Origin of the sequence: Bradyrhizobium sp. USDA 327 (genome assembly GCF_041262065.1) — a bacterium.
Classification (GTDB): Bacteria; Pseudomonadota; Alphaproteobacteria; order Rhizobiales; family Xanthobacteraceae; genus Bradyrhizobium; species Bradyrhizobium liaoningense.
In genome coordinates this window covers 7603352-7617561 of sequence record NZ_JBGCCW010000001.1, presented here as the reverse complement: position 1 = coordinate 7617561, position 14210 = coordinate 7603352, and the positions used below count along the sequence as shown (strand labels likewise).

The window sequence follows — 14210 nt, the reverse complement described above, 5'->3', positions numbered from 1 at the left end:
ATCCCAATGCGGAGGCACCCTCTCCCCGACCCTCTCCCGCAAGCGGGAGAGGGAGCGCACTGGCTTCGCGGCGACAGTTCATGCTTCAATCTCCGCCGCTTCCGCTTTCAGCATCTTCTCCAGCGTTTCCAGCCGGTCGGCCTCGCGCGGCGGCTTGTCCCAGCGCAAGCGGCTGATGCGGGGAAAGCGCATGGCGACGCCGGACTTGTGTCGCGGCGAACGTTGCAGACCCTCGAACGCAACCTCCAGCACGAGCCCCTTGTCGCCCTCGTGCACGACATGACGCACGGGGCCGAACTTTTCCGTGGTGTTGCGGCGGACGAAGCGGTCGATCTGAAGCAGTTCCTCGTCCGTGAAGCCGAAATAGGCCTTGCCGACCGGCACCAGTTCGTCGCCGCCCTCGCCCCCGGTCCAGACACCAAAAGTGTAGTCGGAATAATAGGACGAGCGCTTGCCGTGGCCGCGCTGCGCATACATCAGCACGGCGTCGATGATGTGCGGGTCGCGCTTCCACTTCCACCATTGGCCCTTCGGCCGCCCGGGCAGATAAGCCGCATCGCGCCGCTTCAGCATTACGCCTTCGACGGCGTCCGCGTCCTCGCCGGCACCTGCGCTTGCCGGATCGGCGCGCGCAGCGGTCAGCGCGTCCCAGCTTGTGAAAGGGACGGTGGGCGACAGGTCGATCCGGGGATCGTCGAGCTTCCCGACGAATCTCTCCAGCCGTTCGCGTCGCTCGGCAAAAGGCAGCTCGCGCAGATCATTCTCGTCGTCGCCAAGCAGATCGTAGGCGCGAAGGTGGATCGGAAACTCCTTGATCAGCTTCGGCGAGACGACCTTGCGGTTGAGGCGCTGCTGCAGGACGTTGAAACTCTGCACGCGGCCCTCGCGCAGGATCAGGAGCTCGCCGTCGATGGCGCCGGGCAGGTGCAGCGACGGCACGAGGTCTGGAAAGCTGCCGGTGATGTCCTCGCCGGTGCGCGAATAGAACCGCGCCGTGATTTGGCCGCGATCGTCCCGCCCCGCCACCGCCTGCACGCGGATGCCGTCCCATTTCCATTCGGCGATGTAGTCGGCGGGATCGAGCGCGGCGAAATCCGTGTCCTCGATCGCATGCGCCAGCATCACGGGCCGGAACGGCGCGGGATCGCGATTGACGGGCTTTTCGGCGCGTCCCTCCAGCCAAGCGAACAGGTCGAGATAGGGCGGCGAAAGGCCCGGCCAGATCAGCTCGACCTCATGCGGGTCCTTGTCGCCGAGTGCGGCAGCCGCGGTCTTGGCGAGGCGCGCGGAGATGCCGATGCGCAGCGCGCCCGTGACGAGCTTCAGCAGCGCCCAGCGGCCGGTCTCATCCAGCTCGTCAAGCCAGCGTTCGAGCTGTCCGGGCAGCTCGGTCTTGCCGAGCGTGCGCAGCGTGGTGACGACTTCGGTGAGGGATGGCGGTGGCGGGTTGTTGTGGGCGGCCAGCGCGGCCTTCGGCCACATCAGCGCCACCGTCTCCGAGAGATCGCCGACATAATCATAGGAGAGCCCGAACAGCACCGGGTCGGTGCGCGCCGCGATGAGATCGCGGATCAGCGCGGGCTTGGCATGCTTGAAACTGAGCGCGCCGGTCAGCGCGGCCAGCGCATAGCCGCGGTCGGGATCGCCGACCTCGCGGAAATAGCCGGTGATCAGCCGCAGCTTGTTGTTGCGGCCGGGCTCGTAAGCGAGGCGGTCGAGCAGTTCGGCGAAGCGGTTCATGCTTCGGCCTCGTCTGGAATCGGCGTCTCGCTCTCCTCCTCGTCGCCATAGCCGACGAGATCGAGCGGCCGCGCTTTCAGGCCTTTGCTCTGGCACCAATGCACCAGCGCATCTTCCTGGCCGTGAGTGACCCAGATCTCGCCCGCGCCGGTGGCGCCGATCGTAGAGGTAAGGCCGTCCCAATCGGCGTGGTCGGAGATCACCAGCGGCAATTCCACGCCGCGCTGCCGCGCCCGGGCGCGCACGCGCATCCACCCCGACGCGAAGGCGGTGACGGGATCGGGAAAGCGCCGCGTCCAGAGATCGGAAGTCGCCGAGGGCGGCGCCAGTGTGATGGTGCCGGCAAGCGCCGACTTCTTCACGCCCTTCACCGGCCTCAGCTTGCCGAGCGCGATCCCGCGGCTCTGGTAGTAGTGCGTGATCGTCTCCATGGCGCCATGCAGGTAGATCGGCGCGTCATAGCCGGCCTGCCGCAGCAGCGCGATCACGCGCTGCGCCTTGCCGAGCGAATAGGCGCCGACCAGATGCGCGCGCTCCGGAAACAGCGCGACGGAGGCCAGCAGCTTCTTCACCTCGTCGGCGGCATCGCCATGCCGGAACACCGGCAGACCAAAAGTGGCCTCGGTGATGAAAACGTCGCAGGGCACCAGCTCGAACCGGGCACAGGTCGGATCGGTCGCGTCCTTGTAGTCGCCGGAGGCGACGATGCAGGTGTCCTTGCACGTCACCGCGATCTGCGCCGAGCCCAGCACATGGCCGGCCGGATGAAATTTGACGCGGACGTCGCCGAGCCGGATCTCCTCGCCATAGCGGATGACTTGCGTCGATCCGGCAAAGTTCTCGCCATAGCGCAGGCGCATCATGTCGAGCGTTTCCTGGGTCGCCAGCACCGCGCCATGGCCAGCACGGGCATGGTCGGAATGGCCGTGGGTGATCACGGCGCGCTCGACTGCGCGGAAAGGGTCGATATGAAAACCGCCGGGCTTGCAGCACAGGCCGGCAGCAGTTGGCAACAGGATGTCTTGCGGACGCATGCCTGCTATATAGGTTGCGTCACTGCATCTTCGAGTCATCACCGCTTCGTTCCCGGTTCCCAATGCCTCTGCGCCTGTTCCTGTCCTCCGGCGACCTCATGGCCGACCGCCGTTTCGAGTTCGCGCGCGACCTCCAGCTCAAGGGCGATCTGCCGGCGGCCGCGGACCTCCTGGAGCAGGCGATCGAGCTTGCGCCGAACTTCACCTCCGCCTGGTTCACGCTCGGCGAAATCCGTCGGCAGCTCGGCGAGCGCGACAAGGCGATCGCGGCCTTTCGGGAAGCGCGCCGATGCGATCCCGCGGACCGGCACGGCGCCGGCCTGCACCTGATGCGGCTCGGCGACGCACAGATGGCGGGGATGCCCAAGGCCTACGTGCAGACCCTGTTCGACCAGTACGCGCCACGCTTCGAGCACACGCTGATCAACGATCTCGGCTACCGCGCCCCGGCGCTGATCTTCAAGGCTGTGCTCGCCGCGCGCGGCGCGGCGAAGAAGCCGGCCTACTTCAAGCGGACCATCGATCTCGGCTGCGGCACCGGGCTTGCGGCTGCCGCGTTCGCCAAGCAGGTCGATCATTTCGTCGGCATCGATCTGTCGGCGGGCATGATCAAGGAGGCGCGCGCCACGAACCTCTACGCGGAGCTCGAGGTCGCCGACATGATCGAAGGCTTGCGCACCAAGGCGGACGCGAGCGCAAATCTCGTCGTCGCCGCCGATGCGTTCGTCTACCTCGCCGATCTCGCACCGGTGCTCACCGAAGCCAGACGCGTGCTCGCGTCGAGCGGCGTGCTCGCCTTCACGCTGGAGACTCATGACGGCGGCGGCATCGTGCTCGGCGAAGGCCTGCGCTATGCCCATTCAGCGGAATATGCCCGCGACGCGATTGCCGAGGCGGGCCTCGAGCTGCTGACACTGGAGCCGGCCTCGCCGCGCAAGGAGAATAACGAGCCGGTGCGCGGCCTCGTCGTCGTCGCCGAGAAAACTTGAGTCTAGGCGCTAGCACTGCGCAATTTGAGCGTCATTGCGTCGCAAAGCTGCGACTTCCCACTTGCGAGCTGCGCTGCGATGTCAGCACAATGCACTCGCTAGGGAGAAACAAATAATGACGAAGAATCCATCGCGGCGCGATTTCAGCGCCGCCGCACTCGCCACCATCGCTGCATCCACCTTGCCTGCGCCTTATGTCTGGGCCGCGGAGAAGAAATACGACGCGGGCGCCAGCGACACCGAGATCAAGATCGGGCAGACCGTGCCGCATTCCGGGCCCGGCTCGCTCTACGGCGTGCTCGGGCGAATCGGCGAAGCCTATTTCCAGATGCTGAACGAGAAGGGCGGCATCAACGGACGCAAGGTCAAATTCCTCACCATGGACGACGCCTACAGCGCGCCGAAATGCGTCGAGGCGACGCGGCGCCTGGTCGAGCAAGAGGAAGTGCTGGCGCTCTATGGCTCGCTCGGCACGCGCGCCGCAGACCGCCGTGCACAAATACCTGAACTCCAAGGGCGTGCCGCAGCTCTTGCTCAACACCGGCGCGTCGAAGTGGAACAACCCGAAAGAGTTCAAATGGACGATGGCGGGCCTGCCGCTCTATCCGACCGAGGCGCGCATCCTGGCCCGGCACGTCGTCAGCGTGAAGCCGAACGCGAAGATCGGCATCCTCTACCAGAACGACGATTTCGGCCGCGACTTCCTGGGTCCGTTCAAGAAGGTGCTGGCCGATGCCGGCGGCACCGCTCAGGTGATCATGGAGCAGACCTACGATCTCACCGAGCCGACCGTCGATTCCCAGCTCATCAACCTCTCGAAGTCGGGCGCCGACGTCTTCTACAACATCTCGACCGGCAAGGCGTCGTCGCAGTCGATTCGTAAAGTGGCCGAGCTCGGCTGGAAGCCGCTGCAATTGCTGTCGGCGGGGTCGACCGGCCGCTCCATCCTGAGCGCCGCGGGCCTCGAGAACGCCGCCGGCATCGTCGCCATCCGCTACAACAAGGAGGTCGGCCTTCCCAAATGGGAGAAGGACCCCGACGTGATGGCGTTCGAGGAGCTGCGCAAGAAATACACGCCTGCGATCGACCCCGACAACACCATCGCCTTTGCCGGCTACGGCCAGGCCGTGACCATGGGCGAGATCCTGCGCCGCTGCGGCGACGAGCTCACCCGCGCCAACGTGCTGAAGCAGGCATCGACGCTCGCGGGCTTCCACTCGCCCTACTTCCTCGACGGCGTCACCTACAGCTATACGCCCGAGAATTACACGCCGATGAAGACGCTGTTCATCTCCACCTTCACCGGTAAGGACTGGGACATCTCCGACAAGCCGATGTCGGAATAGGACCTGGCGCGGGTCCCCGGCCGTTGCTTCCCCTCTCCTGCTCCGCCAGGAGAGGAAGGCGCCGACGCTTCGAGCTAGAGCGGAATGGCTTTAGGTCCAATCGATTGCCGCGGCTCGTTCACCTCTCCCGCTTGCGGGAGAGGTCGGCGCGAAGCGCCGGGTGAGGGCTTTATCCACTTGGGGATTGTCCCAGTGCGGAAGCACCCTCTCCCCAACCCTCTCCCGCAAGCGGGAGAGGGAGCGCACCTCCATCTTTGTAGCGATCGAGCCTCATTTCATCGCGCTCTAAGCGGCGATAGCCAGCCGATAAGCCTGCGTCGCATTCACACCAAAAGCCTTGTCCCGCACGCGCGACCCAAGCCTCGCCAGGCAGGCCTCCAGCGCGGACTTGATCTCACCGTAACTTCCCGCAAGCAGGCACACCGGCCAGTCCGAGCCGTAGATCAGCCTATCCTCCCCGAAACATTTTGCGGCGTGCTCGACGAACGGAAACAGCCGCTCCGCATCCCAGTCATTCCAGACCGCCTCTGTCGCCAGGCCTGAGATCTTGCACCAGACATTGCCGCAAGCCGCCAGCGCTGCGATGCCATCGGTCCATTCGGCGCTGCCGCCGTCGGCGATCGGCGGCTTGGCAGCGTGGTCCAGCACGAACCGTGCCTGCGGAAAGGCCTGCGCGGTTGCGATCGCGGCCGGCAGCTCGCGGGTGCGGACGAGGAGATCGTAGGCGAGATCGCGCGCGAAAGCGGCCGTGAGGCCGCGCTGCACATCCTCGCGGAGCAGCCAATCCGGATTGGCCTCATCATGGACCTGGTGACGAACTCCCACCAGCCTGCCGCCGCCGGGCAAAGCGTGCAGGCGATCAAGTGTTTCGTCGAGGGCGCCATCCGTCAGATCGGCCCAACCGACGACGCCGACGACGAAGGGATTTTCGTGCGCGATGTGCAGGAACTCCTCGGTCTCCTCCAGCGCGGAGCGGCATTGCACCAGGATGCTTGCGTCGATGCCGTTGGCCTTCATGAGCGGCGCGAAATCGGCGGGACCGAAGGCGCGACGGATCGGGCCGAGTTCGTCCGCCTCCATCCAGGGATAGTCGGCGCGTGCCGGGTCCCAGAAATGCTGGTGGCCGTCGATGACCATGCCTTACACTCCGCCCGGCAATGGCGCCCGCGCATCGACGAGCTTTCGTGCGCGCAACTCCTGCCAGAACGCCGGTGGGATCGCTGCCTCCGACATCGCGATGTTGTCGGCGACCTCCGCGGCATTGCGCGCGCCCATCACGGCGACCGTCACCGCCGGATGGGCCACGCAAAACTGGAGCGCGGCGGCTCTCAGCTCGGTGCCGTGCCTGCGGCAGAGCTCATCGAGCTCGAGCGCACGCGCGACGAGCGCCGGATTGGCGTCCTGATAGTTGAATTTGGCGGAGGTCCGCGGATCGGCCAGGATGCCGCTGTTGTAGATGCCGCCGAGCAGAATGCCGATATGCTTCGCCTGACAGACCGGAAACAGCGCATCCAGCGCGCCCTGGTCGAGCAGCGTGTAACGCCCGGCGAGCAGGAAGCAGTCGACCGGCACGGCCTCGGCGAAGCGCACCAGCATCTCCGACTGGTTCATCCCGGCGCCGATCGCCTTGACCGTGCCCTCACTGCGCAGGCGCTGGAGTGCGCGGAAGGCGCCGGCGACGGCGTCGTCATAATGGTCGTCGGGATCATGCACGAGCAGGACGTCGACGCGGTCGAGCCCAAGGCGCGCCAGGCTCTCCTCGACCGATCGCATCACGCCGTCATGGCTGAAATCGAACACCGGCCGCTCGCGCGGCGTGCCCTTGTAGTGCTCGTCCTCCGTGGCATTGCCATCCGGTGCGCGCAGCAGACGGCCAACCTTGGTCGAGATGGCGTAGGAGTCGCGCGGCTGTTGCCGCAGGAATGCACCCAGCCGCCGCTCGGCAAGACCAAAGCCATAGAGCGGCGCGGTGTCGAAGAAGCGGATGCCGGCCGACCAGGCGCGCACGATCGTCGCCTCCGCATCGGCATCGCTGACGGGAGTGAACAATCCGCCGAGCGGAGCAGAACCGAGACCGATTGAAGTAACGTCGAGGGAGCCGAGCCGCGAGCGTTTCATTCCAATTTGCCTTCCAGCAGTCTTCTTCCAACAGTCCGGATCATCTCTCCCGCTTGCGTAAACCGCAAGCGGGAGAGATGTGGCAGCACGGAGGCTGGCGGCGCGCCTACTTCAACATCTGTGCGACGTTGTCCTTGGTGACGAGATCGAGGCCGGTGTGGACGATCTCCGGCACTTTCTCGCCCTTCTTGATGGCGAGCAGCGTGTCCATCGCCTTCTCGCCCATCTCGAACGGACGCTGGCCGACCAGCGCGTTGGCATAGCCGTCGCGCAGCAGCTCGAGCTGCATCTTCAGCGTATCGGCAACGACCAGCGTGAACTTGCCGGAATCGATGTCCTTTTTGTTCCTGGACGCGAAGGCCTTGAAACCCTCAGGAGCGAACATCGGCCAGCCGCCGATCGGAACGATGGCGGCGAGGTCAGGCGTTGCGGTGCGCATGTCCGTCATCTGCTGGACCGCCAGCGCGGGATCGTCGTTGCAGAACGTCGGGGAACCCGCGACCTCGGTCCATTTCGAGCCCTTCAGTGCCTCGCGCACGCCATCGACGCGCTCGGCGAGGTTCTTGGCGCCGGGACCACCCGAGACCATGGCGTATTTGCCGCCATCGGGCCGCATCTTCAAGAGTTGCTTGCCGAGAGCCAGGCCGAACTCCTTGTTGTTGGTGCCGATATAGGCGATGCGCTTGGAGCCCGGTGCGTCAGCATCGAAGGTGATGACGGGGATGCCGGCCGCGGTTGCCGCCTCGATCGACTTGGTCATGGCAGCGACGTCGGCGACCGAGATGGCAAGACCGTCGACCTTCTGAGTGATGAAATCCTGGATGATCTGGGCCTGCGTCGCAGGCTCATGTTCCACCGGCCCCTTGTAAATGCACTCGATGTTGCCGAGCTCCTTGGCGCGCTTCAGGCAGCCGTCGCGCGCGAAGTCGAAGAACGGATTGTTCATCGCCTTCGGCACGATCACGAAGCGGTAGTTCGCGGCGAGCGCCGGCGTAGCCATCATCGCAACGGCGATGCCGGCAAGAAGAAGTTTCCTCATTGTCTCCTCCACCCTTGTGTTTGGTGCCCATCCTCTCGAAAGCGCCCGGGAAGCGGACAGGCGGCATTTTCGTTGCCTTCCCGAGATGACGTCACGTCAGGTCATCCGCGAGCGGATACGGTCGACCAGCACGGCGAGGATGATGATCACGCCCACCAGCGTCTGCTGCCAGTAGGAGCTGACCTGCGCCAGCACGAGACCGTTGCGGATCACTTCCAGCAGCACGCAGCCGACGATGGCCCCGAGCGGGCCGCCAATGCCGCCGGCGAGGTTGGCGCCGCCGATCACGGCCGCCGCGATCACATTGAGCTCGTAGGACGTCGCCATGTTGGCCGGCGCTGACCCGAGCCAACCGGAGATGATGATGCCCTGGAGCCCCGCGGCGAGCGCGCAGATCACGTAGACCTCGATCTTCACCCGCACCACCGGAATGCCGGTGAGCTCGGCCGCCTTCTCGTTGCCGCCGAGCGCGAAGACGTGGCGGCCGAACGAGGTGTGATGCAGCACCACGGCCATCGCCAGCGCGAGGATCACGAGATAGATGAAAGGCACGGGCACGCCGAGCACGTCGCCCGAGGTCGCGGCGTAGAAATAATCGGCGTCCGGTCCGCCTGGAAAGCTGCCACGGCCGTTGGAGACGACGTAGCCGAGCCCGCGCACGATCGAGAGCATGCCGAGCGTGGTCACGAAGGGCGACAGCCCAAGCACGGCGATGCAGAAGCCGTTAACGAGGCCGGCGATCAGCGCGACGCCAAGACCGGCGAGGATCGAGACCAGCAGGATCAGCCCAGGCACATTTGCGAGCACCGTCTTGCCGTCGGCCGCCATGTGCACGAACAGCGCGCCCGCGGGCGAGCCGGGCATCGACAGCTCGGTCATCACCATCGAGGTGATCATGGCGGAGAAGCACATCATCGAGCCGACCGAGAGGTCGATCCCGCCGGTGATGATCACGAAGGTGACGCCGAGCGTCGCAATGGCGATGAAGGAAAAATTCTTCGCCACGTTCTGCATGTTGCCTTGGGTGAAGAAGTAAGGACTGGCGAAATGCATGATCAGCAGCAGCGCCGCCAGCGCGAGCAGGACGTAGCCGGTCTGGGAGGCAAAGATGCCGCGCTGCCACCATCTGATCTTGCCGACATTGGAGAACGTGATCGGGGATTCCAGGGGCATGGCCATCACGCCGCCTCCTTCGCGCCGGTGATGAGAGCGGTGACTTCCTCTGGGCTGGTCTGGTGGATCGGCTTGTCGGCCCGCTTCTCGCCGCGGCGCATGACGATGACGCGGTCGCACACCGCGAACACGTCTGGCATGCGATGCGAGATCAGCATCACGGCGACGCCCTGCTCCTTCAGCCGATGGATCAGGCCGAGCACCTGCTCGACCTGGCGAACAGAGATGGCGGCGGTCGGCTCGTCCATCATCACGAGCCTGGCGTTTGACAGCCGCGTCCGGGCGATCGCGACCGCCTGGCGCTGGCCGCCCGACATCTGCTTGACGAGATCGTCGGGGCGCGTCTCCGAGCGCAACTCGCCGAACAGCTCCAGCGCGCGCGCCGCCATCGCCTTGTGGTCGAGCAAGGCGATGGGTCCGAATTTGCGCTTCAGCTCGCGGCCGAGGAAGACGTTGGCTGCCGCCGTGAGATTGTCTGACAGTGCGAGGTCCTGATAGACCACCTCGATTCCGACAGCGCGGGCATCGACCGGGCGGTTGAAGTGGACCGTGCTGCCGGCAAAGCGGATCTCGCCGTGGGTGGGACGGAAATTGCCGGCGATGATCTTGACCAGCGTCGACTTGCCCGCGCCGTTGTCGCCCATCAGGCCGACCACCTCGCCGGGGAAGACCTGCATCTCGACATCGTGCAGCGCGCGGATCGCGCCGAACTCCTTGCCGATACCGGTCAGCTCGAGGACCGGTGTTGCGTCGGTCTTTGCCATCAGCGGTCCTCCTCAGACGTAGCGGTTGACGAGGGATTCCAGGTATTCCTGCCGGCCCGAGCGCGGCTGCGGGTCGAAGCCGGGACTCATGGCACGGTCGGCGAGATCGACGAGCGAGCGCTGGCCGCCGAGAATGGCGCGCCCCTCGGGGCTGGCCCACCCGTCGTAACGCTTGGCAAGCGGCTCGGTGAGGACGGCGGCATCGATCATGTCGGCGGCGGCGAGGAAGGCACGCGCGCAGGCATCCATCGAGCCGACATGGGCATGGATCAAATCGTCGGGGTCAATGGACTGACGGCGGATCTTGGCGTCGAAATTGAGTCCGCCGGAGGTGAACCCGCCGCGGTTCAGGATCTCGTGGAACACCAGCGCGAGCTCGCCCACATTCATTGCGAATTGGTCGGTGTCCCAGCCGAGCAGATCGTCGCCGCGGTTGATGTCGAGGGAGCCGAAGACACCGAGCGCCTCGGCGAGCGCGACCTCGTGATGGAAGGAATGGCCGGCGAGGATCGCGTGGTTCTGCTCGATGTTGAGCTTGACGTCGTTCAGGAGATCATAGCGTTCGAGGAAGCCGTAGCAGGTGGCGACGTCGAAATCATACTGATGCTTGGTCGGCTCCTTCGGCTTCGGCTCGATCAGGATCGGTCCCTTGAAACCGATCTTGTGTTTGTGCTCGACGACGAGCGAGAGAAAGCGGCCGAGCTGGTCGAGCTCGCGCTTGAGATCGGTGTTCAGCAGCGTCTCGTAGCCCTCGCGTCCACCCCACAGCACGTAGTTCTCGCCGCCGAGCCGGCGCGTCACCTCCAGCGCGGCGCGGACCTGGCCCGCGGCATAGGTGAAGATATCAGGGTCCGGATTGGTCGCGGCGCCCGCCATGTAGCGGCGGTGTGAGAACAGGTTTGCGGTACCCCAGAGCAGGCGCACTTTTGCGGAGGCCATCTTCTGTTCGAACAGATCGGCGATCGCGTTGAGGTTGGCGACGGACTCCGCGAGCGTGGCGCCTTCCGGCGCCGCATCGACGTCGTGGAAGGTGAAGAACGGCACGTCGAGCAGGCGGAACAGCTCGAAGGCGACGTCAGCCTTTGCGCGCGCCATCGCCATCGCGTCGGTGCCGTGGTGCCAGGGCCGCAGGAACGTCTCGCCACCGAAGGGATCGCCGCCCGGCCAGCAGAGGGAATGCCAATAGCAGACTGCGAAGCGCAGATGATCCTCGAGCCTGCGGCCATGCACGAGCCGGTCCTTGTCGTACCAACGGAAGGCGGGCGCGCTTGCGGCATCCCTGCCGGCAAAGGCGACGGGTGCGCTTGCATCGAAGAACTTTGCTGACGCGTTCACCTGACGGACTCCTTCAATGCTGGGTAAAGCGCGCGCCACCGCCGATAGGCCTCGTCATAGACCGAAACGACGGATGCACGGGGCGTGAAGGTCGCGAGCCGCCGCGGACGGGTGCAGACCTCCGCTGCGTCTTCGCCAGTCGCAGCGATGCGGCCAAGCCGCGCGGCGCCGAGCGCGGCTCCGACCTCGCCTTCCTCGACGCGGTGAACGGGAATGCCGAGCACATCGGCGCAGATCTGCGCCCACAGCGCCGAGCGCGAGCCGCCGCCGACGAGATCGACTTCGGCGATCGGCCCACTCGCCGCGCTCAGCGCCGCCAGATTGTCGCGCGCGGCAAAGGCGACGCCCTCGAGCACGGCCTGGACGATCTGGCTCCGGCCGGTCGCACCGCGCAAGCCGACAAAAGCGCCGCTGGCCGCGGCATCGTTGTGCGGCGTGCGTTCGCCATCGAGATAGGGCAGGAATCTGATCGGGCTTGGTCCGTCGACGCGCTCGCCGAGCGGCGCCAGCAGCGCTGCAGCCGGCGTCTCCATCACGCCTGCGAGCCACGCAAGCGAGGCCGCCGCCGACAGCATTACGCCCATCTGGTGCCAGAGGCCGGGCAGGGCGTGACAGAAGGCATGCACGGCCGAAGCCGGCGCCGGGGCGAAGCGATCGGTGACGCGGAACAGGACACCCGACGTTCCCAGCGACAGGAAGGCGTCGCCCGGCACGATCGCGCCGAGCCCGATCGCGCTGGCCGCATTGTCGCCAGCACCGCCCGCGACCACGACATCCTTCTGCATGCCCCAGCGCCGCGCGTAGTCCGGCGCGAGCACGGCGCTCACCTCACTTCCCTCGACCAGGCGCGGCATGTGGTGCAGATCGAGTCCGGTGGCATGCAGCAGCAGGGCCGACCAGCGACGCAGACCGACATCCAGCCACAGCGTGCCGGCCGCGTCCGACATGTCCTCGACCATCTCGCCGGTGAGGCGATAGCGGACATAGGCTTTCGGCAACAGCACCTTGGCCACGCGGTCGAAGATTTCGGGTTCATGCCGCGCGACCCATAACAGTTTCGGGGCGGTGAAGCCGGGCATCGCCAGATTGCCGGTGATCGTGTGCAGCGAGGGACAGCGCCGCTCCAGCGTGGCGCATTCGGCCTGCGAGCGACCGTCGTTCCAGAGGATGGCCGGACGCAGCGGCCGGCCGTCCTTGCCGAGCAGCGTCGCGCCATGCATCTGGCCTGACAGCCCGATGCCACGAACCTGCGCAACCTCGCGCGGCTGGCGCGCGGTGAGATCGTCGATTGCGCCGATGGCCGCATCGACCCAGGCGTCGGGATCCTGCTCGGACCACAGCGGCGCTGGGCGCGACAGCGCAAGTTCGCGCGCCGCCGTCGCGACGACCGCGCCGGCTTCGCTCACGAGCACCGCTTTCACACCGGACGTGCCGATGTCGATCCCGAGATACACGCTATCCTCCCTTTTGCCTGCTGCGGTGCGCGATCTTGCGTCGCTTTCCCCGCAACGGGCCGTTCCGAAATCCGCCTGCCGCTAAGGCAGATTGTCCCGCATCACGATGTCGATCCTGATCTTCTCCTGTTCGCGCAAGATCGGCTCGCCGCGGGCGAGCGCCAGCAGCACGCGCACGGCCGCGCGCGCTTCATGTCCGGGGTTCTGCGAGATCGCAGCATCCATCACGCCCTGCAGCAGCAATCGGCGCGTCAGCGCCGTGACGTCGTGTCCGACGAACACCACCTGCTTGTCGCGGCCGGCCTCGCTCAACGCTTTGGCGACGCCTTGCGTGCCGGCACCGACGTTATAAAGACCAACAATGTCGGCATGGCTGCGGAGCAGCCGGCCCAGCAGCTGCTCCGAACGGTCGTCCTCGTCGCGTCCTTCCAGCACCGGCAGCACGCTGAGATCGGGGAATTCCGTCGCCATCACCTGGTTGAAGCCGAAGATGCGCTCGGCGTGATCGCGCAGGCCCTGCGAGCCCGCCACGATCGCGACCTTGCCGGGCTTCCGGCCGACCAGCCGCCCGACCAGCGCGCCGGCAGTGCGCCCCGCCGCGATATTGTCGATCCCGACATAGTGGTGCCGGCGCGAGGATGGTACGTCCGAGACCAGCGTGACAACCTTGGTGCCAGCATCGACGAGATCGTTGATGGCAGCGCGCACGCTGGGATGATCCAGCGCCACCACGGCAACCCCGTCGCAATCGCCCGACAATGCCTCCAGCGAGGCCGCGAGCGCGGAGGGGTTGAACACGTCGGTTGCGACCGTCTCGACGCTGAGGCGGCGGGCCGCCAGCCAGGCTGCCATCTCGCCGAGATAGGCCTCGATCTGCTGCATGAACGGGTTTGGTCCCGACGGCATCACGAAGGCGAAACGGCGGGCGCGGCCGCGGGCGAGCTCGGCGGCGGCCACATGCGGCTGGAACGAATTGCGTTCGATCGCCGCCTTGACGCGCCGCACCGTGTCCGGCCGCACGCCCGGGCGATTGTGCAGGACGCGGTCCACCGTCGCGAGGCTGACGCCAGCCTCGCGGGCGATGTCCTTCAGGGTCAGCGCGGTCGGGGTGAGCGTCTCGGCCATGGCTGAAGGCTAGCAGAGGTGTTTTGAGGTGCGCAACTCATTTTGAGGCGACCTCGCTGATTTGCGTGCCTTGCGTGGAGACGCGCTCCTGAG

The 14210-nt window shown here is 66.1% G+C and carries 11 protein-coding genes and 1 pseudogene; 2 read left to right on the top strand and 10 right to left on the bottom strand.

The window, feature by feature from the left end; all coding sequences use genetic code 11:
- Positions 1-78 precede the first annotated feature (78 nt).
- Entirely contained in the window at positions 79-1740 is a 1662-nt protein-coding gene (locus ABIA42_RS35880; RefSeq protein WP_370116336.1) for an ATP-dependent DNA ligase, read from the bottom strand.
- The gene (locus tag ABIA42_RS35875; protein ID WP_370116338.1) at positions 1737-2774 is read right to left on the bottom strand and encodes a ligase-associated DNA damage response exonuclease; all 1038 of its coding nucleotides are present in this window, start codon (positions 2772-2774) and stop codon (positions 1737-1739) included. Before ABIA42_RS35875 ends, ABIA42_RS35880 begins: the two co-directional genes overlap by 4 nt.
- A gap of 62 nt (positions 2775-2836) precedes the next feature.
- Between ABIA42_RS35875 and ABIA42_RS35870 the strand changes: the two genes are divergently transcribed.
- Together ABIA42_RS35870 and ABIA42_RS35865 are read left to right on the top strand one after the other, a co-directional pair.
- Positions 2837-3763 carry a methyltransferase domain-containing protein gene (locus ABIA42_RS35870; RefSeq protein WP_370116339.1) on the top strand — a complete coding sequence of 309 codons (927 nt, stop codon included), beginning with the start codon at positions 2837-2839 and terminating at the stop codon, positions 3761-3763.
- 115 nt (positions 3764-3878) lie between these two features.
- Positions 3879-5109: pseudogene (locus ABIA42_RS35865) on the top strand (ABC transporter substrate-binding protein).
- A gap of 285 nt (positions 5110-5394) precedes the next feature.
- On the opposite strand, the gene ABIA42_RS35860 reads toward ABIA42_RS35865, so the two are convergent.
- The 8 genes from ABIA42_RS35860 to ABIA42_RS35825 all read right to left on the bottom strand — a co-directional run bounded on the left by ABIA42_RS35860 (position 5395) and on the right by ABIA42_RS35825 (position 14117).
- Complete coding sequence (locus ABIA42_RS35860) at positions 5395-6246, bottom strand: amidohydrolase (RefSeq protein WP_370116341.1); 852 nt, start codon at positions 6244-6246, stop codon at positions 5395-5397.
- A 3-nt stretch (positions 6247-6249) separates the two neighbouring features.
- On the bottom strand, positions 6250-7227 hold the full coding sequence (locus ABIA42_RS35855) for an aldo/keto reductase (protein ID WP_370116342.1): 978 nt from the start codon (positions 7225-7227) through the stop codon (positions 6250-6252).
- Between the two features lie 106 nt (positions 7228-7333).
- Positions 7334-8266, bottom strand: coding sequence for a sugar-binding protein (locus tag ABIA42_RS35850; protein ID WP_370116343.1), 933 nt, complete (start codon positions 8264-8266; stop codon positions 7334-7336).
- 96 nt (positions 8267-8362) lie between these two features.
- Positions 8363-9445 carry an ABC transporter permease gene (locus tag ABIA42_RS35845; RefSeq protein ID WP_271527275.1) on the bottom strand — a complete coding sequence of 361 codons (1083 nt, stop codon included), beginning with the start codon at positions 9443-9445 and terminating at the stop codon, positions 8363-8365.
- Positions 9445-10203, bottom strand: a complete 759-nt coding sequence (locus tag ABIA42_RS35840) for an ATP-binding cassette domain-containing protein (protein WP_239627924.1) — start codon at positions 10201-10203, stop codon at positions 9445-9447. The genes ABIA42_RS35845 and ABIA42_RS35840 overlap by 1 nt, the downstream gene beginning before the upstream one ends.
- A 12-nt stretch (positions 10204-10215) precedes the next feature.
- Complete coding sequence (gene xylA, locus ABIA42_RS35835; protein ID WP_370116345.1) at positions 10216-11538, bottom strand: xylose isomerase; 1323 nt, start codon at positions 11536-11538, stop codon at positions 10216-10218.
- Entirely contained in the window at positions 11535-12992 is a 1458-nt protein-coding gene (gene xylB / locus ABIA42_RS35830) for a xylulokinase (protein ID WP_370116346.1), read from the bottom strand. The genes xylA and xylB overlap by 4 nt, the downstream gene beginning before the upstream one ends.
- Before the next feature lie 81 nt (positions 12993-13073).
- The gene (locus ABIA42_RS35825; protein ID WP_370116347.1) at positions 13074-14117 is read right to left on the bottom strand and encodes a LacI family DNA-binding transcriptional regulator; all 1044 of its coding nucleotides are present in this window, start codon (positions 14115-14117) and stop codon (positions 13074-13076) included.
- Positions 14118-14210: the final 93 nt, after the last annotated feature.

Coding starts and splice junctions, on each gene's coding strand:
- ABIA42_RS35880 (WP_370116336.1), bottom strand. CDS start 1,740: ATGAACCGCTTCGCCGAACTGCTCGACCGCCTCGCTTACGAGCCCGGC.
- ABIA42_RS35875 (WP_370116338.1), bottom strand. CDS start 2,774: ATGCGTCCGCAAGACATCCTGTTGCCAACTGCTGCCGGCCTGTGCTGC.
- ABIA42_RS35870 (WP_370116339.1), top strand. CDS start 2,837: ATGCCTCTGCGCCTGTTCCTGTCCTCCGGCGACCTCATGGCCGACCGC.
- ABIA42_RS35860 (WP_370116341.1), bottom strand. CDS start 6,246: ATGGTCATCGACGGCCACCAGCATTTCTGGGACCCGGCACGCGCCGAC.
- ABIA42_RS35855 (WP_370116342.1), bottom strand. CDS start 7,227: ATGAAACGCTCGCGGCTCGGCTCCCTCGACGTTACTTCAATCGGTCTC.
- ABIA42_RS35850 (WP_370116343.1), bottom strand. CDS start 8,266: ATGAGGAAACTTCTTCTTGCCGGCATCGCCGTTGCGATGATGGCTACG.
- ABIA42_RS35845 (WP_271527275.1), bottom strand. CDS start 9,445: ATGGCCATGCCCCTGGAATCCCCGATCACGTTCTCCAATGTCGGCAAG.
- ABIA42_RS35840 (WP_239627924.1), bottom strand. CDS start 10,203: ATGGCAAAGACCGACGCAACACCGGTCCTCGAGCTGACCGGTATCGGC.
- ABIA42_RS35825 (WP_370116347.1), bottom strand. CDS start 14,117: ATGGCCGAGACGCTCACCCCGACCGCGCTGACCCTGAAGGACATCGCC.